Here is a 19,052-nt window from a genome sequence, read left to right on the forward strand (position 1 = left end):
GTTTATTTATTAAATCCAGTTCGGTTATAATCTATAGTTGATCCTCTATCAAGAATGGAAAATTGATTGCTATTGGGGAAATTGAGCATATAGTCTTTGGCATTGGCTTCGAGGCTGATTTCTTGTCCAAATTGAAGGTTTAATTCGAAATGGCTACTTCCAGCTGAATTTACCATCCAATAGATAAAATGATGATTGGACTCATCATAACTGATCACACTCTTTTTATAAAGCTTTTCATCTCTGTAAAATCTCAATTCAAGTGAATGTGGGAATAGCTCTACTATTTCACATCTTGTCCGATCAGAGCCTTCATATTTACCCGGGATTAGATCAAAAATATAATTGGTATTTACTAAGGAATCGGCATCAGGATACACCTTAGAAGACAACTCAATCACTGTTTCAAAATGTTTCTTACAATCTTCAGCTTTATCATACATTTTGTCGTCAGACTTTGGAAATGGGAATTGTAGAAAAAACTCCATGAAGGATGGAGCCCCATTATATAACTTTTGTATGCGTTGGGTTTTACCAATGGCATCAATGTGAACGACTTTTCCTTTTACTATTCTTCCCTTATTGGATCTTATTTCTTCTATTCTGACTGAAGCCAAATCCAAATCTCTGAGATTAACAATTCTATCAAAATAAACATCTTTGTCAGTGGTATTGGGTTTATCAGAGCTAGAGTTTTTAATGTTTATCTCACCATTTTTTGAATTAAACAGAAAGTTATTATGCCACCACTGACCCGTAGATGGGTTTTGATAGAAGTACGCTAGATTTTCTTGCAGCCATCCCATAGACTCGTCAAATTTTAGCTGATCATCCTCTGGCATTTGCGCATAAGCAACTTTAGAAAATGAAAAACAAATGAAAAACAGACAGATTAGAATTCTTGAGAGGTAGTTATCCATAGCCATGGGATAATAATTATTTGCTTCTATTGAAAAATTACAAAAACCAAATATAGGCAAGGATAAATGCCAGACCCAATCACACATAAAAAAACCGAAGCGAGTGACTTCGGTTTTGAAATATTATTTGAGTAAAAAGTTATTTCCCATCGCTTACAACAGCGCCATCTTCCAAGCGAATAATTCGAGAACCATACTCGGCACATTTTTCAGAATGTGTTACTTGAATAATGGTCATCCCTTCCTCATTCAGCTTCTTGAATAGTTTCATGATTTCTTCACCTTGCTCAGAATGCAAATTCCCAGTAGGCTCATCAGCCAACAATAGATTTGGTCCGCCTATCAAAGCTCTGGCTACGCCTACCAACTGCTGCTGTCCGCCTGACAATTGCTCTGGAAACAAATCTCGCTTGGCTACCATCTGGAATCTATCCAGCATCTCCGCAACCATACTCGCCCTTTCTTTACCTTTAACTCCTCTGTATAACAATGGTGTTTCGATGTTTTCATATACATTCAATTCATCAATTAAATGATAGGCTTGAAATACGAAACCTATGTATTCCTTGTGTAGTTTTGATGTCTTTCGCTCGCTGAACTTGTGTACAGGTTCATCAAGAAAATAGTATTCTCCATCCGATGGCCTGTCTAACATGCCAATGATATTGAGCAATGTAGATTTACCAGACCCAGAAGGCCCCATGATACTTACAAATTCGCCTTGTTTCACTTCCAAATCGATCCCCTTGAGGATAAATAGGCGCTGAAACTTAGAATCGACGTACTTGTCTATGTCTTTAAGTTTGATCATTAGATTTTATTTTGAAGTTGTTTTTGACTCTTTCTCAAATATAGAAATTAAACAGAGAAACGAAAGTCCTTAGTTTCGGTTTTGCAAACTATATTCCTCGCGTGTTAATAGCCACTTTATCAGGTGTAGGATACTTCAAAAGTTTTGAAAAATTTTCTTTCCAAAAATCCATATCCAAAAGCTCTCCTTTACTGTTGTGAGTCAATGTGATTAAAACTCTCACTCCGTCTTCATCAGTATATTCTACTTGCACAATATCACCAGCATAATCACCAGAATCGCCTAAAGTAAAATTAATGCTCCCCATCACACCACCTTCATAATCGTCTACATTTGATGGAAAAACATACTTCTCAGGGTTTTTATTAGCCAAACCCAACAGATGCTTGGCAAGCCTTATTTCTTCTTCTCGTATTTTTCTTATCTGACTCATGTTTTTTGAATTGAATCCAACAGTTCATTTATTGTTAAACCGTCCTGTTTATTCATTTTCCAGCCTAATATATTATCCTTTATTTCGACCTCGATTTCAACCCCAACCTCATTAATCCCATATCCATTTCTTTCCAGCGCTTTTTGAACCCACTGCACAGGTTTTTCTTCTCCGACAACCTTAAAGAAAAGCGCTGGTGTCTGTTTTAATTTAATTTGTCCCGTTCGGCTATCCAGGTGAAAATTTTCATGAAAAAAAATCTTTTCAAGTTCGCCTGATAATCCCAGATCTTCAGGCACCCCAGTCACTATGGGTTCATTAAAATTCATGAGCCACAACTCATCTGCAAACTGCATGGAGAGATCTAATTCGTGTGTAGATATCAGAATCGATTTACCCGTTTCATTCTTGATAGATTGGAGTAATTGAAACATTTCCACCCGATTCACCACGTCCAAATGTGCAGTAGGTTCGTCCATAAGGATAATATCTGTATCCTGAGCCAAGACACGTGCTACCATGGCTTTCTGAAACTGCCCATCGCTGATGGCAGACAGTTTCGAATGCTCGATATAATTGATCTTGCATCTGGATATGGCTTCTTCAATCTTTTGGGTATCTTTTTCAGACTCCTGACCAATCCAATTGGTGTAAGGGTAACGACCCAAAGCGACTAGCTCTCGAACAGTCATATTAGACGTACCAATTTTATCGGTTGTTATTATGCCCAGCTTCATTGCTAAGTCTCTCCTATCGAGATGTTCAATATCTTGTTTGTCTATTAAAATATTTCCTGATAGTCGCTCCTGCAAATTCGAGAGTGTCCGAAGCAAAGTTGACTTCCCTACTCCATTCTGTCCTAGCAAACAGACTAACCGACCATTTCTTAGATTTAAATTGATATCACTAGCAATTTTTTTGTTCGCGTACCCTACGCTTAGATTCTTGATGTGTAAAGAAGTCATCAGAAGCTGTTGGATATATTACCTCGTTTTACAATCAACCAAATCACAAGTGGCCCACCTAGAATAGATGTGATGGCATTAAGCGGAAGTGAATGTGAAAAACCCGGCAATCGTGATATAATATCGCAAACCATCAAGATAATGGCGCCTAAAAAGCCTACAAAAGGGATTAGAATACGATGATCAGAAGTATCTAATATCATGCGCGCAATATGAGGGGTAGCTAATCCAATAAAAGCAATGGGTCCACAATAGGCTGTAATTGTCCCCGACAACAAGGCTGTGATACTAATTACTCCGTATTTCGCTAAAGTCATGTTCAATCCTGCATTTTTAGCATACTGATTGCCTAACAAGAATATATTTAAGGGTTTGATTAAAAAAACTGACCCTATCCAACCCATTGCAATTAATGGAAATAATATCTGCAATTCGCTGATTGTCACACTACCTAAGTCACCAAATGTCCAAATCAAATAAGCTTGCACATCTTCTGGATTGCTGAAAAATTGCAAAATGCTTACAACAGCACTAGTCGCGCTACTAAACATCAATCCAATAATCAATAAGGAAGTGTTGTCTCGCACTTTAGTAGAAAAAAACAGCACTACGGCAAATACTAAAAAAGAGCCTATTATGGCACCTATAGCCATAGAAAAGCCGGGCATAAATTGAATTCCAAAAAGCAACCAAAGAGACTCTCCAAACACCACCAATGCCACACCTAAACTAGCCCCTGCACTGATTCCCAACACATAAGGTCCAGCCAATGGATTTCTAAAAAAAGTCTGCATATACAGACCACTCAAACCAAGTCCACTACCGGCCAATACACCCGCTATTGCCCTTGGAATTCTATAATTCATAACGATACGTTCCCATGCAGGGTGTTGTACAGCCTCGCCTGCCATGATATCCCAAAGTGCCTCTATTGGAATCAATACAGATCCGAACATTACATCCAAAAGGAAGGCAAGGATAAAAACTAAGATGAGTATGACAAATGCTTTATTCAAAACAGACTAGAAGTGTTTAAACGAAATTAACAGAAAAGCACTGGCTATTCCAATTTCATGTAATAATAGAGTTCATATTCTGGCAATAATTCAGGATGTAAAATTTTGATATGATCTGCCAGTAATCGATCTGGGTTTACATTGCCTGATTCGAAATAGTCATTAGCACCTTGCTCATTCACGCGAGCCATATATGAGTAGACGTTGCCATTTTTGAAAGCCTCAAATTCAGCATACCTTTCATCCGCTTGCTTCAGTTGCTCTAGAGAAGTGTAACCAGCTACTCCTATCCAATAATCAGCGTTGTAGCCTTTCTCAAAAACCGATTCGAAATCCATGCTCAACCATCCTGTGCCTTGATCTTCACTCCATAAATAATTACCTCCTGCTGCCGATATGATATTGGCACCGTAGTTTTCTGCGGCAGGCATAAACCAAGTGCCTCCATAAAGAATACCTGTGATTACCGTAGGTTCTCGCCTGTCCTTTACTATTTCCAATAATGAATCATAAATCATCACTTTTTGTTCAAAAATAGTATTCGCCAATGTTTCAGTTCCTGATAGATGACCTAAGAATTTTATCCATTCAAAACGTCCCAATATTGAGGTTTCCATATAACCAGCATTCATTACAACTTTCATATCCAGTTCTCCCAATTTTTCCAGTTGTCTATTCTCTGTCCCAGAACTAAATGCCAAAATGATATCTGGGTTTAAATTAAGAATACTCTCAATATCCAAGCTTCCATCAGGCCCTACTTCTTTTACTTTTCCATTTTTGACGCGACTCAATATCTCTGGGGAATAAATGAATTGAGTTTGAGCAAATCCTGTGAGTCGATCTGTGATTTTCAATTGATCCATCAATGCCAATTGAGTAGTCAGATTAGAAACTATGGTTTGAACCGGAGTTTTAATTTTGATATATGAATTGTCGTCTAAATATGAAGCAGGTATAGCGTTGGAATATAGGAGATACCTGATAGGCTCTTTACTCCCTTGCCATGGCTTGTCGATGGTTATTAGTTTTATACCATCTTGGTATTTGATATCAAATCTTTCAGCAAATTGGATTTCTGAATCAAGGCTTTCCTCATCACTAGATTCTGCATGTTTTTTACTACTACACGCTCCAAAAACCAAAAAGCATAAAAAAAAAGATAGGTATCTATTCATCGCGCAAATAAACACCTATCCTTTTAGAAAATAAATATTCTGTACTTACAATCTAATCAATGAAGCACCAGCTTCCATTGTTACATATTTTTTGATTGACTCATAATCAGCTCCTGGCAGGTGATCAATTGCTTTTCCAGTATTCGGGATTTTATGACCATTTTCGGCCTGCCACCATTCGTCAGCAAGCGTTTTTGTTTCTGCATGATCTACATCAAAATGTTTGATGCACGTATCGCATGTCATCCAAGTTTGATCTTTTTCAGCTGTCTTTTCAAAAATGATTCCTCTCATTTTTGTAGCATTTTCGTCTTTGTCTTTGAAATGCTGAGTAGTGTAAGACATTGTTTCTGGCTCCACCATTTTATGGTCCCAGTAAGTTTTACTAGTTATAACTTGAGAAGTAGTTAATGCGTAGCCTTCATTACGTTCCATATGTGACTTGCACACGCTACATTGAGTAGCCTTCTTCCCTTTTTTTTCCTTTTTAAACAGCCCTAATAGTCCCATGATTATTGAGTTTTGATCTTTGGTTTTTTGATGACATCTCTTTAAAGACGTGAAACTATCCTTACGGTTTCACATGTATAAGATGATCATTGCATTCATTTAGTTGCACAAAAGACAAAATTATTACGAAATAGTTTCTTTTGATAGTGGTAAACTCTTGATTTCAGCTTTTGGTTTAGTTATTAGACTGACAACAAGAATCTCCCTACCAACAACAGGAACTAACATTAATGACCTTTATTTTTTCATTGTCACCTATTTATTTTCCATCCTCAATTATTTCTCTAGCTTTGCCGAAATTATTGGTTTTCGAAGGTCTAAGACCTGAGAAATTAAAAGGGAATTCGGTGAAACGTTAAATGTTGATTCCGAAGCTGTTCCCGCAACTGTAATTCGAAGATGTCTTAGGATATCATTTTTGATCTAGCACAGCCACTGTCCTTACAAGTCTGGATGGGAAGGCCAATCAAAAAATTTCGAAGAGCCAGGAGACCTGCCGGTAGTTAATCATTTATCTGAGCTTTCGGGAGAAAAGTGAAGTGAACTGCGGCATGTCAAATGCTACTATTCCCTTTTTCTAACAAAGGCTCATAGTTTTTTAACCTTTTAAAAATTACTATGAGAATTTCAAAAATTAATCTCAAACACGTTTTAGCCACAGGGCTATTTTTACAAACAGGATTTTGGGCACAAGCCCAAGAACAAGAAGAACTGACGACCTACTCCATGAACGAGTTGGTGGTGACAGGCACCAAATTCGAAATACCAGTAGAAAAATCTGGTAAAACCATCTACAAATTAACTGCTAAAGACATTGAAAAAAATGCTGGTAAATCAGCAGCAGATTTACTTAATGAAGTACCTGGTATTCAAATGGATGGCAACTTTGGTGCTCCTGGTGCAAATATTAGCTATTTCGTAAGAGGAGGTAGAAATAAAAATACTTTGATTCTTATTGATGGTGTACCTCTAAATGACCCATCTGGTATTGACGCCTTTTTCGACCTTCGTTTTTTACCAGTTAGTCAAATAGAATCTATTGAAATACTTAAAGGCGGTTTGAGCACGCTTTATGGCACTGGTGCATCTGCAGCTGTTATTAGCATCAAACTAAAGGAAGCAAAGCAAGACGGCGTTCATGGACAAGTAGACTATAGTTATGGTTCATTTGAAACCCATCAAATATCAGCCAATGTCAATGGCAAACAAGACCAATTGAGCTATATGGTGAGTGGTAGCCTGATGGATGCCGAAGGATTTTCGGCTGCCTCAGATGAAAATTCTAGCTCTTCTTATACCAAAGATGGTATGAATCAAAAAAATGCTAACATTAAAATAGGATTGCAAGCCACCGAAGAATTGAATTTAGATTTCAACGCGGCTTATGATGAGTTTTCTGCGGACTATGACGATGGCCCATTCATCGATGCTGACAATCAAAACAATGGAGAGCAATTTAGAATTGGCTTCACACCAAGCTTTGATTATGGTGATGGGTTGGTAAAATTAAGTGTGTTGTTGAATACTGGTACAAGAGCATTCGAAAGCACTTACCCTTCAGAATACAAATCCAAAAACCTTCAAACCGATTTGTCCAATGAGCATCAATGGAATGACAATTTCAAAACCTTAGTTGGAATCAATATTCAGAAACTATCGGCCAAGGAAATTTTAGCTAATCCAGAAGCTGAATATGATGATTTCAACATAGTAGACCCATATGCTTCCGTTTTTTTTGATCACAGCTCTGGCTTGAATATTCACGCCGGTGTTAGATTAAACACACATAGCGTATATGACTCTGAGTTCGTTTACAACTTGAATCCATCCTTCTTATTGCCGCTGAATAATGAGCTGTCGCTCAAATTATTAGCTTCAATATCTACTTCTTATATTACGCCAAGCCTTTATCAACTGTACTCTATATATGGTAATGAAAACTTGTCACCGGAAAGATCAACTAACTATGAAGGTGGTGTTTCTTTCTACCTAGGTGAGAAATTGACATTAAATACCGTTTACTTCAGAAGAGATGAAACTGATCCAATTATTTTCAGTGGGGCACCTGACGACAACGGTGGCTGGGTAAGTTTTTACGATAATGGAACAGATGAGCAAGTGGTCAAAGGATTCGAACTTGATGCCAATTGGTCAGTCTCAAGTCGTATTAGTCTGAACGCCAACTACAGTTATGTAACAACAGACGAAGAATCCAATTTTTATAGAATTCCTGCATACAAAGTAGGAGCTGGTTTGGTCGTATCCCCAATGGAAAGCCTTGATGTTTCAATAAAATATCAACTTACGGGGGAAAGAACTGTTGCTTACTGGGATTCTGCAACCTTTGCGTCTGTGGAAACTGATCTTAGTTCTTTTAGCGTAGTAGACTTTTTTGCTAGTTACAAATTGATCAACAACAACTTGTCAATTTATGGTGGGATCAATAATGTATTTGATACCGATTTCATCGGGATATATGGATACACTACTCGAGGTCGATCCGCTACATTAGGTCTAAATTATCAATTTTAAGCTTTTAATTTGACCTGTCAGGTTTTGAAAACCTGACAGGTCCCTTTTATAAAAATGAAAATAGGATGCTCTTGGAGTGGTGGTAAAGACAGTTGTTTTGCTTTGATGAAACAGTTGGATAAGGGTGATGAACTCAAGATCGTCATGAATGTAATGGATGAAAATCAAGCATACTCCAAATCTCATGGATTGACTAAAGAAGTATTGCTAGCGCAAGCCAGAGCGCTTGGTACTCCCATCCAATTAGCTTCAGCAGCCTGGTCTACTTACGAAGAGAATTTTATCGCGAATCTCAAAGAAATTAAAAGCCGATATGAAATCGGAGGCATGATCTATGGTGATATTGACATTCAAGAACATAAAGACTGGGAAGAGAAAGTGTCGGCAGAAGCAGGATTGGAAGCCTACCTCCCTCTATGGCATGGCAATCGGCGAGAATTAGTTGAATCCATTATTGATGCAGGGATACGAGCCATCATAGTTTCATGTAATCACACGTTAGGTTTAGAATTTTTGGGAGAAGAAATTACAAAAGATTTAATTCCAAAATTGGAATCCAAAGGCGTGGATGTATGTGGAGAAAATGGAGAATACCATACCTTAGTTATTGATTGTCCTCTCTTCAACGAATCAATTAATATACAGAAAGGTGAAAAAGTAAAAACCGACAACTATTGCTTCATTGAAACGAAAATAAAACCATAATCGACCAAAGGCAAAAACATACGACTACATACTTGCCAAATAGTTGGCAATTTTCTAATTACCATGATTAAAAAAACTCTAACAATCGTCTATATACACGTTCAATATATCCATTCATTAATTACCGGATTAATTTTAGTTAAATTGTAGTTGTCTCACTATTTCAAAAAATGGATTAGTTGATATGCGGTGATTGTTTTGGAAGCTGGCCAACAATTTTCTAAAATCACCTTTTACCTATTGGTTCTACTGCTATGGAAATTTATCTAATTAGACATACGACTCCTAAAATCGCTAAGGGCATTTGTTATGGACAAAGCGATATCGAGCTATCTGCTAGTTTTGAGCAAGATGCTAAATCAGTGCGTGAACTAATTGACAAGCCATTCGACTATATTTTTTCAAGTCCTTCAAAGAGGTGTGCAAAATTAGCCGACTCATTTGACGTGAATGTACAAAAAGAACCTCGACTGATGGAACTCAATTTTGGGGACTGGGAAATGAAAAAATGGAAAGACGTACCACAAACCAAATTAACTGAATGGATGGAGAACTATGTAATAAAAGCACCTCCAAAAGGCGAGACATATAATCAGTTAAAAATCAGAGTGGTAGAAATATTCAAGGGTATCATATCTCAAAATAGATCAGTCACAGGGATTGTTACACATGCCGGTCCGATCAGAGCGATCTTGTCACATGTACTCAACTTGTCCCTAAAGGATACCTTCACACTCAAAATTGATTATGGCAGTGTGACAAAAATTAGTCTGAATGAAGCTGTATTCTCAGTAGATTATATCAATAAAAAATGACAAAAACACCTATCGCAATTAGCTGGAGTGGTGGCAAGGATTCTAGTATGATGCTGTATCATTTCATGAATGATACTCAATATGAAATTGTAGAATTGCACACAGCTATTTCTAGCGAAACGAAAAGAGTCTCAATGCATGGCATAAGTCAAGATTTAATAAAAGCTCAGGCTGAATCAATTGGTTTACCTGTACATTTCATTTCTATAGATCCAGACTCAACCAATGCTAATTATGAAAAAGCATTGAATAGCTATTATTCCAACTTAAGAACCAAAGGGATCAACCACATTGGATTTGGAGATATATTTTTGGAAGACCTCAAGGCTTATAGGGATCAGATGTTAAGTGACAATGGGCTGATTGGTGTCTACCCACTTTGGAAACAAAAAACCAGCGACCTAGCTCAATTCTTTTTGAAAAATAATTTTAAAACCTTGATTTGTTGTGCAAAACAAAACCTTTTTCCAGAAAGTATCTGCGGTAAAGAGTATTCGCAAACTATGCTTGATGCTTTTAGCACGGAAGTAGATGTATGTGGTGAGAATGGGGAGTTTCATTCCTTTGCCATAGGTGGCCCTATTTTCAAACATCCCATATCCATAGATGTAAATGAAATAATGGTTCATACTTATAAACATAAATTAACATCAGGTGAAGAGGTGAAAACAGCATTTGAATTTGCTGACCTTACACTGGCTAAGCCAATAGCTGTTTGACTCTATCCAGCATTTCGATAGTGGCTTTGGAAACAGACAGTTCGTTTTGCTTAACTTTCAATTCAAGTTCTTGTCTAAGTGCTTTGAGATGAGGCTGATCTGCCAATTGCTGCAATATTCCAAAATTCACTCGATCTTCAAACCAAGTCAAATTCTGATCACTTCTGTTTTGATAAAACAATCCATTTGATATCATTTCTTTTTGAAAGGATGCTATCATTTGCCAAACCGACTCAAAGCCTGTCTTCTCCAAGGCTGAACACAGTTCTACTTGAGTAGACCAGCCAGTTTCGCTTGCAGCGAATAAATGAAGCGCGCTCAGTAAATCTTTTTTGGACTGTCTAGCTAATTTGGCCTGATCTCCATCCGCTTTATTGATGACAATACCATGAGCCATCTCCATGATTCCTTTTTTAATTCCTTGCAAGTCATCACCTGAACCAGGTTGAATCATTAGTAGAAAAAAATCAACCATATTATTGACCAATGTTTCTGACTGTCCTACACCAACGGTTTCAACAATAATGGCGTCGAAACCAGCCACCTCACAAAGTAGCACTGCTTCTCTGGTACGATTATTCACACCTCCCAAAGTATTGCCAGACGCAGATGGTCTAATGTAGGCCATTGGGTGCCTACTTAATGTTTCCATTCTGGTTTTATCTCCAAGAATACTCCCACCAGTCCGTTGGCTACTTGGGTCAATAGCAAGTACAGCTACTTTTTTACCTTGATCAATGAGGTAAGTACCAAATCCTTCGATAAAACTAGACTTTCCTACTCCAGGTGTACCTGTAATTCCGACACGAATTGATGGCGTGCTATCTTGTATTACTTCATTCAGAAGTTGATCTGCCATTTTTTGATCCTCTACCCTCTTACTTTCAACTAAAGTGATCGCTTGGGCTAAGATAACATTGTTTTGCGCCTTGAGGCCATCAACATAATATTTGAGGTCAAATCTTTTCATGAAACACTTGTGAGTAAAAAATTAAAGATAGCAATGAAATTACATGAGTTTGGGTTTTATCAAATAATTAAGAATCCGAATACTTCTTATAGTTGGATTTCCTATGTTTATAGATAATTTGGAGTAATTGGTCGATTAATAATTGAATTAAACTAAGATAGAGTTAGCTTTAATTTCGAATTGAGAAAAAGGTTACCAATTGTTCCTAATTCATATTTAATAAAGGAACGTTTATTAATCTTAACAAACCGACATGTATAAAAAATTCTGGCTAGAGACCATTTACGCATTATTTTTCATCCTAGCATTAGCCTTTCTTGTCACTCGAGTTACTGCCTTCAATATTTTTGATGTATTTGATCCTATCGGAGAAGTGTTTTCGGATATGGAAAGTACAGATATTGTTTTCTCTCATTTGAGAGAAGATCCAGTTGCAGAGGAGAATCTCATAATCGTCAACATTGGAGATTTACCGAGAGCAGGGATCGCAGACTTAGTAAATATTGTTAACTCCGCCAATCCAAAAGTGATAGGAATGGATATGTTATTCAGAAATCCAAAGGAAGATACTTTAGGAGACTTAAAACTATCTGATGCACTATCCAGAGTTGAAAATTTAATCATGTATAGCAAATTGATTAATGAAGACGACGACGATGATTTCGATACACTACTTGTGTCTCACCCATCGTTATTCAATTATGGAGAAACTGCATTTGTAAACTTTATTACTGGAGCTGCAGATCAGGATGACTTAAAAATGTGCAGACAATTTGCCGTACGTGAATATGTAAATGGTGAAGAGGAGCTCGCATTTGCAGTAAAATTAGCGCAATATATGGATCCAGAAAAGGTAGATCGATTTCTGGCCAGAGGAAATAATATTGAAACAATTAACTATCGTGGCAGCATTTTTGATTATGGTGCTACTAATTCGCCTATAGCTTATTACGCTTTGGACTGGTATCAGGTTCTAAATATGGAATTTGCTCCTGATTTAATCCAGGATAAAGCTGTCATATTTTGCTATTTAGGTAGCGAATTAGGTGACAGAAAGACCAATGACGATGTATATTTTACACCACTAAACAAAAACTACGTTGGGAAAACTCATGCGGATATGTTTGGTGGCGTAGTTCATGCCAATGTCTTTTCAATGATTATGGCTGAAGATTACATCGATGAAATGGACGATAATTTCGCCTACTTACTTGCTTTGGTCATTTTGTATTTAAATATTGTTTTATTCACAGTAATTTATAAAGTGGTACCCAGATGGTACGATGGCTTGACAAAACTTACACAATTAATAGAAGCTGGTGCGATATTCACACTGAGCCTTGTCATTTTTATTTACTTCAATTACAAGGTCGATGTAACGTTATCAATAGTTGCTGTATTAATTGCGGGGGATGCACTCGAAGTTTTCTTTGGTGTATTTGTCAATCTTTTCACAAAAGAAGGTCGAAAAGAACTTCGAGAATTAAAGAAATTGTAAATTTGTAATCTATAAATCTATATATATCATGAGAACTAAATTATTCATAACATCGACTCTTCTGATATTCTTTTTAGTCAATACCAGCTACGGACAAAGTTTTGTTTTTAGAGTATTAGCTAGTAAAGGAGCCAATCAGGTGAAAAAAGCCCAAACAGGGGAAACTATTCCGTTAAAAACGGGCGCAACTTTAATGTCTGGCGATGAATTGATCGCAGCATCAGGAGCGTATATTGGATTGATGCACAAATCGGGAAGAACGATTGAAGTAAGAAATCCAGGCGTTACAAAAATTACTGACTTAGAAACTAAATTGGCTAAGAACCAATCAAGTGTGGCTAATAAATATGCTCAGTTCGTAATGAACAAAATGAACGAAGATGACGGAGACTTAAGCTCAAATTACAGACGTAATATGAAAGCTACAGGAGCCGTGGAACGTGCTACATCAAGCTCTTCATTAAAAGTTTTGCTTCCGAGTTCAGTAGACATCCTCAACCCTGAAGCTATTATCAGATGGGAAGGAGCTTCTGAAGTAGAAGATGCTTCATACGTTGTAAGTATTAAGAATATTTTTGATGAGGAAATATATAATGCTGAAACTACTGATACTAGTCTGAGCATTAACTTTGAAGATGATAATCTAGCTAATGAAAGATTAGTAATCTTGAATGTGAAAGTAAAAGACAACGACGAACTCAAGTCAGGTGACTATGGCATCAAGAGAATGTCTGCAGATGACGCTGCATCTATAAACGAAAATCTACAGGCTCTAAAATCAGATTTGACTGAAGATAGCCCATTGAACAATTTGATTTTCGCTTCATTCTATGAAGAAAATAATTTAATCTTAGACGCAATGACTCAATACGAAAAAGCTTTAATTGCTTCTCCAGATGTTGAGGATTTCAAAACTATTTATGACGATTTCCTAGCGAAAAACGGATTAAAATAAGAAAACGAGTTCTTAAGATAGAAGGGTCATGCCAGAACGGCATGACCTTTTTTGTTATATCTAACAAAACATTACAGATCAAAGTCTGGTTTATCAGTGGATTTATTTTGTAGCTCCAGCGAGGAGGTAAAGTACAGCCATTCGGATAGCCACACCATTTTCAACTTGATTGAGAATGATAGAATGTTGAGAATCAGCTACATCACTAGTGATCTCCACTCCCCTATTGATTGGCCCAGGATGCATGATCACTATTTCCTTATCTAAACGATCCAACATCTCCTTGTTTACACCAAAATATAGCGAGTATTCGCGAAGTGATGGGAAATATTTGATGTGTTGTCTTTCGAGTTGAATCCTTAATATATTGGCCACATCGCACCATTTCAATGCTTCAAATACATCTGTAACTACTTTCACACCAAGCGAAGTTATGTATTTAGGCACAAGCGTTGCTGGCCCACAGATCATGACTTCTGCTCCCATTTTTTGTAAGGCAAACACATTGGACAGAGCCACTCTGGAATGGATAATATCTCCAATGATTGCAATTTTTTTACCTGATAAGTCACCAAGTTTCTCCCTCATGGAGAATGCATCGAGCAAAGCCTGAGTAGGATGTTCGTGAGTTCCATCTCCAGCATTCACAATATTGGCATCAATATGCTTGGAAAGAAAGTGAGGAGCACCTGGCGAGGAATGACGCATAACAATCATATCCACCTTCATGGCGAGGATATTATTGACCGTATCAAGTAGTGTCTCTCCTTTTTTTACAGAACTTCCAGATGAAGAAAAATTAATCACATCTGCTGAAAGTCTTTTTTCTGCTAACTCAAACGACAATTTGGTCCTTGTAGAATTTTCAAAAAAGACATTGGCAATAGTAATATCTCTGAGTGAGGGAACCTTTTTAATGGGTCTATTGATGACGTCTTTAAAATTGTCTGCTGTTTCAAAAATCAATTGAATATCATCTGGTGTAAGATCCTTGATACCCAATAAATGTTTGCTACTCAATTGACTCATTTTTTCGAATTATCTATCAACCAAATTTTATCTTCTTTTTTGCCCTGTTCCGTGAGTTCTACGAGAACTTTCTGAGACAACACCGTATTGACTTGTTTACCAATATAATTGGCTTCTACAGGAATATCTCGGCTATACACCCGATCAATTAATGCTAAAAATTCCACCTTAGCGGGACGACCAAATGCACCCATCGCGTCCATGGCAGATTTTACCGACCGTCCAGTATACAGTACATCGTCGATCAACACGACATTTTTATCTTCTATAATAAAAGGGACTTTCGTCTCGCTTGGAGCAAGTAGCTCATCCCTTCTTCTGAAATCGTCTCTGTGAAATGTGATATCCAAATAACCTAATGGAATGGTTTTCTTCACCACCTCTTCCAATTTGGCTTTAATACGTTCTGCTACATAGATACCTTTAGGCTGCAAACCAAGCAACACTGTGTTTTCAAATTTGTTGTGATTTTCAATTAATTGATAACAAAGACGGGAGATGGTGATGCTGAGGTGATGGCTATTAAGAAGAAGTCTCTTTTGCATGTGTCTTTGATTATGCAAATATAGAAATTAGCCCTTCACATATAAAAGTATTTTCAAGAGAAGATTTCAGATTATTGATATTGTACCTTATTTATATAAAATACACGACGGTTCAGTTTCACGTCTTTATCTTTCAAATTCTTGATGTGCTGTATGCCAAACGTATAAAAACTACCGTCAAACCACTTTTCCAGGCCTTCCATTTCTTTTTCATTGTTTCGAACTTCATCAGATTTAAAATGCAACTCTACTGGATCAAAGCTCTTGCCTTCTAGGATTTCATCGTTCTGAATGATTTTTGACCTAATGACATTTTCATAAACATAGAGAAGCACTATACGGTCGTCTTCAACACTAATTTGAACATTGTCTTTTAATGAATAACTCAACAAATCATTGATCTCAAAACTATTGTCCCATAACAAGTCTCCTTTTTTACTAAACCCAACTACAACAGCATGAGTGTACTTGAAGCCAATAAAATTAGGGTTCGAAAAACCATCATTGGAGTTGAAATTATTAGAAGAATAAAAATTACTACTTCCATAGTTTGAATATTTGGGGTAATAAGCTTCTCCAACTAATATGTATTCATTTTCTCTTTCTATAATATCATGAATTAACAATCGATAATTGAATTTCGCCTTCTGCCCTTTTACTTTTTTTCGCTCGATTTTCTCCTTCACTCTTTCTTCCCTTTTCGCTCTCATATAAGAAAAGAAATTTTCAAGATCTCCATAATCATGGTATTTGATAAATTCCTGCATACCCAGATTAAGCTTAGCTAGATACAAGCCTCTCGAGTATTCAGATTTTCTTTTTGAAAAAGTACCTGCGATATATTGAGTACCATTGTCGAAACTGGTAGAAACTCCATCTAACAAACTTTTTTCATGTTCGGCTTTGATACTTTCTGTGTGCACTAATTCGCCTTTCTCAGTAAACGTTTTAATAGAAACTGTGGTCTGTTTATGAATTGTTCGTTCGCTCAGTACAATCGTAAAATTGTTCGTTTTTTTATCGGTACGCACATCAATAATACTACTGTTGTTATTGTATATCCCGGGCATGACTTTAGGCTTTGGATCATCCAAATCAATCGTACTAACTACTGGTCTAAGATTTGATACCCCACCAAAAATTAAAGTATTAGAAACCACTTCAAAATGACTTAACTCCAATGGTAATGCTAATTTGATGGCATGTGAATAAATTTCTTCCCCAGATAAATCAATTTGATAAACAGTCATATCATCGAGTTTGTACTCAGACTTTCCGTAGAGTAAGAAAAATCCTTCATCACTATAATCATAACCCAAAAATACAGATCCATAATTCACTGCTAGTGCTTTATCCCAGACTACATTTAGAAGGCTATCTACTAAATACATTTCCCATATAAAACCAGTCTCCGTTCGATTACGAGTCTCTTTCACCACCAACAACCCACGCTCTTTTGCTGAAATGATGACGAAATCCTCATCCTTGTTGCCCACTTCAAATTCAATTCTTTTGGGTTGAACAATAAACGATTCCTGCTCTACAGTGTCAATCTCCGCCTCTTTTTTCTTTTTTTGTCCCAGTGACAAACTTTGAATGCCGATGATCAATAAAACTAATATGTAAGCAGTTTTTCTCATTTCTTTAATCTTACTTAAAAAAGGATTTAGTAGTCCAATACCCTTACTCTTTTACGTTCATTTCTGTCCTAAAGACAAGACAATTTCAAATTCCTTTTTTTTTACTGGCTGAACTGATAGTCTCGAATTATTCACTAGTACCATTTCTGATAGTCTTTTATCATTCTTGATTTGCTCAAGACCCACCGCTTTGCCCAGCTTAAACTCAGGCACCAAGTCAACAACAACCCATCGATTATCATCCGTAGTAGGATCAGGGTAATGCTCCTTAACAATTTTAGCTACTCCTACGATACATTTTTCATTGACGCTATGATAAAAAAGGGCAAGATCGCCCAATTTCATATTCTTCATATGCATTCGAGCAGCGTAGTTACGAACACCATCCCAGTGGTCTTTTCCTAGTTTTACAAAATCATCCCAAGAATAGGCATTGGGTTCAGATTTGATCAACCAATAATTCATAAATATTCATTTCAATTTACTAATTGAAATTTAAATATTAAAAAGACCAATACAAACAGCCATATACTATAACGGTAAAAATTTAAGCACACTCATCTGATCAAAATTCAGACATTCATTGGCAAGATTTCGAAGCTGAGATCTTGTCACACGATCTACTTTTTCAAATACCGTATCCAACCCTTCAATCCTTTTATGATCCAGCATACTTTTGGCCATCATAAGCATGAAATTTTGGTTGTTCTCTTCAGACATTGCCATTTGACCTTTGATTTGATTTTTTGCGGTTTGGAGTTGTTTGGAACCTAGCTCGACCTCCTTTAGTTTTTTAATTTCTTTCTGGACGAGTTGTAAAGACTTCTCCAAGTTGGCAGGTTCAGTAGCATAGAAAATGCTAAACAAACCTGTATCGGTAAATGCCTGAAAATTTGATTCAATGTTGTAAACCATACCATGATTTTCTCGAAGGCTCAAATTGAGTCTTGAATTCATGGCATGGCCACCTAAAATATTGTTTAGAACAAAAAATGGCACTTTTTTATCTGAATAAATATCAAAGGCACGACAGCCGATCCCGATATGAGCTTGCGTTATTTCTTTCTTCTTTTTATCCAACTGTGGCATATAGCCATTCACCAATTTACGTTTTCTTTCGCAAGAAATTCGCTCGAACTGAATTAGGTTTTTCTCCACGATTTTTTTCAACTTCTTCAAGGAGTAATTACCAACAGAAGAAAAAACCATACGTTCGGTATCGAGATTCTCACTGACGAAATCAAGAAAATCCGTTTGTCGGAAAGATCTTACGCTCTCTTGAGTACCCAATATATTATTCCCTAGCTGATGATCTTTAAAAACCAAACTATCCAACTGATCCTGAATGGCATCTTCGGGACTATCTGCATACATCGACATTTCTTCAAGAATCACCTGACGCTCTTTGTTGATTTGAGCATCTGGAAAAATAGAATTAAAAGTAATATCAGTCAGTAATTCTACGGCCTTGTCAAGATGATTGTCTAAAACCGCTGCGTAGAAACAGATTTTTTCTTTAGTTGTATAGGCATTGAGCTCACCACCTAAAGATTCCAATCTATTGATAATATGAAATGCCTTTCGTCTCTGTGTTCCTTTGAAAGCCATGTGCTCCCAAAAGTGTGCTATTCCTTGCTGGTGAGGGCCTTCATCCCTACTTCCAATATCTAGCATCAACGCACAGTGGGCTATTTTCGTGTTTGAAACTTGTCTATGAACAACTCTTATTCCATTGGGCAATTCCCACAATTCATAATCCATCATATTCCTTCATTCGAATAGACAAAGCTATACATTTTGGAAATCTGAAT

Annotated in this window: 19 protein-coding genes and 1 riboswitch; of the genes, 6 read left to right on the top strand and 13 right to left on the bottom strand. The window is 36.9% G+C overall.

Annotation, left to right across the window (positions count from 1 at the left end; genetic code table 11):
* Positions 1 to 2: 2 nt before the first annotated feature.
* The 7 genes from ABJH98_RS10245 to ABJH98_RS10275 form a co-directional block, all read right to left on the bottom strand.
* Positions 3 to 920, bottom strand: coding sequence for a hypothetical protein (locus ABJH98_RS10245; RefSeq protein ID WP_348307576.1), 918 nt, complete (start codon positions 918 to 920; stop codon positions 3 to 5).
* A 139-nt stretch (positions 921 to 1,059) separates the two neighbouring features.
* Positions 1,060 to 1,731, bottom strand: coding sequence for an ABC transporter ATP-binding protein (locus ABJH98_RS10250; protein WP_348307577.1), 672 nt, complete (start codon positions 1,729 to 1,731; stop codon positions 1,060 to 1,062).
* 88 nt (positions 1,732 to 1,819) lie between these two features.
* Entirely contained in the window at positions 1,820 to 2,164 is a 345-nt protein-coding gene (locus ABJH98_RS10255) for a hypothetical protein (protein WP_348307578.1), read from the bottom strand.
* Positions 2,161 to 3,129: an ABC transporter ATP-binding protein gene (locus ABJH98_RS10260; RefSeq protein WP_348307579.1), complete on the bottom strand. Its 969-nt coding sequence runs from the start codon at positions 3,127 to 3,129 to the stop codon at positions 2,161 to 2,163. Before ABJH98_RS10260 ends, ABJH98_RS10255 begins: the two co-directional genes overlap by 4 nt.
* Positions 3,129 to 4,145, bottom strand: a complete 1,017-nt coding sequence (locus tag ABJH98_RS10265) for an iron ABC transporter permease (RefSeq protein ID WP_348307580.1) — start codon at positions 4,143 to 4,145, stop codon at positions 3,129 to 3,131. Before ABJH98_RS10265 ends, ABJH98_RS10260 begins: the two co-directional genes overlap by 1 nt.
* 44 nt (positions 4,146 to 4,189) lie before the next feature.
* The gene (locus tag ABJH98_RS10270; RefSeq protein ID WP_348307581.1) at positions 4,190 to 5,323 is read right to left on the bottom strand and encodes an ABC transporter substrate-binding protein; all 1,134 of its coding nucleotides are present in this window, start codon (positions 5,321 to 5,323) and stop codon (positions 4,190 to 4,192) included.
* Positions 5,324 to 5,368: 45 nt separating this feature from the next.
* Positions 5,369 to 5,833 (bottom strand): hypothetical protein, encoded by a 465-nt coding sequence (locus tag ABJH98_RS10275; RefSeq protein WP_348307582.1) that lies wholly within the window; start codon positions 5,831 to 5,833, stop codon positions 5,369 to 5,371.
* 286 nt (positions 5,834 to 6,119) lie between these two features.
* A riboswitch (cobalamin riboswitch) is annotated at positions 6,120 to 6,349 on the top strand.
* 102 nt (positions 6,350 to 6,451) lie between these two features.
* Between ABJH98_RS10275 and ABJH98_RS10280 the strand changes: the two genes are divergently transcribed.
* The 4 genes from ABJH98_RS10280 to ABJH98_RS10295 all read left to right on the top strand — a co-directional run bounded on the left by ABJH98_RS10280 (position 6,452) and on the right by ABJH98_RS10295 (position 10,604).
* Positions 6,452 to 8,365, top strand: a complete 1,914-nt coding sequence (locus tag ABJH98_RS10280) for a TonB-dependent receptor (RefSeq protein ID WP_348307583.1) — start codon at positions 6,452 to 6,454, stop codon at positions 8,363 to 8,365.
* A gap of 54 nt (positions 8,366 to 8,419) precedes the next feature.
* Positions 8,420 to 9,070 carry a diphthine--ammonia ligase gene (locus ABJH98_RS10285; protein ID WP_348307584.1) on the top strand — a complete coding sequence of 217 codons (651 nt, stop codon included), beginning with the start codon at positions 8,420 to 8,422 and terminating at the stop codon, positions 9,068 to 9,070.
* Between the two features lie 254 nt (positions 9,071 to 9,324).
* A complete protein-coding gene (gene cobC, locus ABJH98_RS10290; RefSeq protein WP_348307585.1) occupies positions 9,325 to 9,885 on the top strand; it encodes an alpha-ribazole phosphatase in 561 nt (186 codons plus the stop codon).
* A complete protein-coding gene (locus ABJH98_RS10295) occupies positions 9,882 to 10,604 on the top strand; it encodes an ATP-binding protein (RefSeq protein WP_348307586.1) in 723 nt (240 codons plus the stop codon). Before cobC ends, ABJH98_RS10295 begins: the two co-directional genes overlap by 4 nt.
* Here the strand turns inward: ABJH98_RS10295 and meaB are convergent.
* Positions 10,585 to 11,574 carry a methylmalonyl Co-A mutase-associated GTPase MeaB gene (meaB, locus tag ABJH98_RS10300; protein WP_348307587.1) on the bottom strand — a complete coding sequence of 330 codons (990 nt, stop codon included), beginning with the start codon at positions 11,572 to 11,574 and terminating at the stop codon, positions 10,585 to 10,587. The two genes, ABJH98_RS10295 and meaB, sit on opposite strands and share 20 nt — an antisense overlap.
* Positions 11,575 to 11,827: 253 nt before the next feature.
* Here meaB and ABJH98_RS10305 point away from each other — a divergent pair, with 253 nt between their 5' ends.
* Positions 11,828 to 13,072, top strand: coding sequence for a CHASE2 domain-containing protein (locus tag ABJH98_RS10305; RefSeq protein ID WP_348307588.1), 1,245 nt, complete (start codon positions 11,828 to 11,830; stop codon positions 13,070 to 13,072).
* A gap of 28 nt (positions 13,073 to 13,100) precedes the next feature.
* Positions 13,101 to 14,027, top strand: coding sequence for a hypothetical protein (locus ABJH98_RS10310; protein WP_348307589.1), 927 nt, complete (start codon positions 13,101 to 13,103; stop codon positions 14,025 to 14,027).
* A gap of 102 nt (positions 14,028 to 14,129) precedes the next feature.
* Here the strand turns inward: ABJH98_RS10310 and ABJH98_RS10315 are convergent, their stop codons facing one another.
* The 5 genes from ABJH98_RS10315 to ABJH98_RS10335 form a co-directional block, all read right to left on the bottom strand.
* On the bottom strand, positions 14,130 to 15,056 hold the full coding sequence (locus ABJH98_RS10315) for an aspartate carbamoyltransferase catalytic subunit (RefSeq protein WP_348307590.1): 927 nt from the start codon (positions 15,054 to 15,056) through the stop codon (positions 14,130 to 14,132).
* Complete coding sequence (gene pyrR / locus ABJH98_RS10320; RefSeq protein ID WP_348307591.1) at positions 15,053 to 15,601, bottom strand: bifunctional pyr operon transcriptional regulator/uracil phosphoribosyltransferase PyrR; 549 nt, start codon at positions 15,599 to 15,601, stop codon at positions 15,053 to 15,055. The genes ABJH98_RS10315 and pyrR overlap by 4 nt, the downstream gene beginning before the upstream one ends.
* A 71-nt stretch (positions 15,602 to 15,672) precedes the next feature.
* Positions 15,673 to 17,241: a hypothetical protein gene (locus tag ABJH98_RS10325; RefSeq protein WP_348307592.1), complete on the bottom strand. Its 1,569-nt coding sequence runs from the start codon at positions 17,239 to 17,241 to the stop codon at positions 15,673 to 15,675.
* Between the two features lie 57 nt (positions 17,242 to 17,298).
* A complete protein-coding gene (locus tag ABJH98_RS10330; RefSeq protein ID WP_348307593.1) occupies positions 17,299 to 17,706 on the bottom strand; it encodes an EVE domain-containing protein in 408 nt (135 codons plus the stop codon).
* 66 nt (positions 17,707 to 17,772) lie between these two features.
* A complete protein-coding gene (locus ABJH98_RS10335; protein ID WP_348307594.1) occupies positions 17,773 to 19,005 on the bottom strand; it encodes a pitrilysin family protein in 1,233 nt (410 codons plus the stop codon).
* Positions 19,006 to 19,052: the final 47 nt, after the last annotated feature.

The organism is Reichenbachiella sp. (genome assembly GCF_039969095.1).
Classification (GTDB): Bacteria; Bacteroidota; Bacteroidia; order Cytophagales; family Cyclobacteriaceae; genus Reichenbachiella.

Excerpts from the sequence above, each read along its gene's own strand:
- ABJH98_RS10285 (WP_348307584.1), top strand. The coding sequence starts at position 8,420 with ATGAAAATAGGATGCTCTTGGAGTGGTGGTAAAGACAGTTGTTTTGCT.
- meaB (WP_348307587.1), bottom strand. The coding sequence starts at position 11,574 with ATGAAAAGATTTGACCTCAAATATTATGTTGATGGCCTCAAGGCGCAA.
- ABJH98_RS10270 (WP_348307581.1), bottom strand. The coding sequence starts at position 5,323 with ATGAATAGATACCTATCTTTTTTTTTATGCTTTTTGGTTTTTGGAGCG.
- ABJH98_RS10280 (WP_348307583.1), top strand. The coding sequence starts at position 6,452 with ATGAGAATTTCAAAAATTAATCTCAAACACGTTTTAGCCACAGGGCTA.
- ABJH98_RS10275 (WP_348307582.1), bottom strand. The coding sequence starts at position 5,833 with ATGGGACTATTAGGGCTGTTTAAAAAGGAAAAAAAAGGGAAGAAGGCT.
- ABJH98_RS10295 (WP_348307586.1), top strand. The coding sequence starts at position 9,882 with ATGACAAAAACACCTATCGCAATTAGCTGGAGTGGTGGCAAGGATTCT.
- pyrR (WP_348307591.1), bottom strand. The coding sequence starts at position 15,601 with ATGCAAAAGAGACTTCTTCTTAATAGCCATCACCTCAGCATCACCATC.
- ABJH98_RS10260 (WP_348307579.1), bottom strand. The coding sequence starts at position 3,129 with ATGACTTCTTTACACATCAAGAATCTAAGCGTAGGGTACGCGAACAAA.
- ABJH98_RS10245 (WP_348307576.1), bottom strand. The coding sequence starts at position 920 with ATGGATAACTACCTCTCAAGAATTCTAATCTGTCTGTTTTTCATTTGT.
- ABJH98_RS10330 (WP_348307593.1), bottom strand. The coding sequence starts at position 17,706 with ATGAATTATTGGTTGATCAAATCTGAACCCAATGCCTATTCTTGGGAT.
- ABJH98_RS10310 (WP_348307589.1), top strand. The coding sequence starts at position 13,101 with ATGAGAACTAAATTATTCATAACATCGACTCTTCTGATATTCTTTTTA.
- ABJH98_RS10255 (WP_348307578.1), bottom strand. The coding sequence starts at position 2,164 with ATGAGTCAGATAAGAAAAATACGAGAAGAAGAAATAAGGCTTGCCAAG.
- ABJH98_RS10315 (WP_348307590.1), bottom strand. The coding sequence starts at position 15,056 with ATGAGTCAATTGAGTAGCAAACATTTATTGGGTATCAAGGATCTTACA.
- ABJH98_RS10250 (WP_348307577.1), bottom strand. The coding sequence starts at position 1,731 with ATGATCAAACTTAAAGACATAGACAAGTACGTCGATTCTAAGTTTCAG.
- ABJH98_RS10325 (WP_348307592.1), bottom strand. The coding sequence starts at position 17,241 with ATGAGAAAAACTGCTTACATATTAGTTTTATTGATCATCGGCATTCAA.
- ABJH98_RS10335 (WP_348307594.1), bottom strand. The coding sequence starts at position 19,005 with ATGATGGATTATGAATTGTGGGAATTGCCCAATGGAATAAGAGTTGTT.
- cobC (WP_348307585.1), top strand. The coding sequence starts at position 9,325 with ATGGAAATTTATCTAATTAGACATACGACTCCTAAAATCGCTAAGGGC.
- ABJH98_RS10305 (WP_348307588.1), top strand. The coding sequence starts at position 11,828 with ATGTATAAAAAATTCTGGCTAGAGACCATTTACGCATTATTTTTCATC.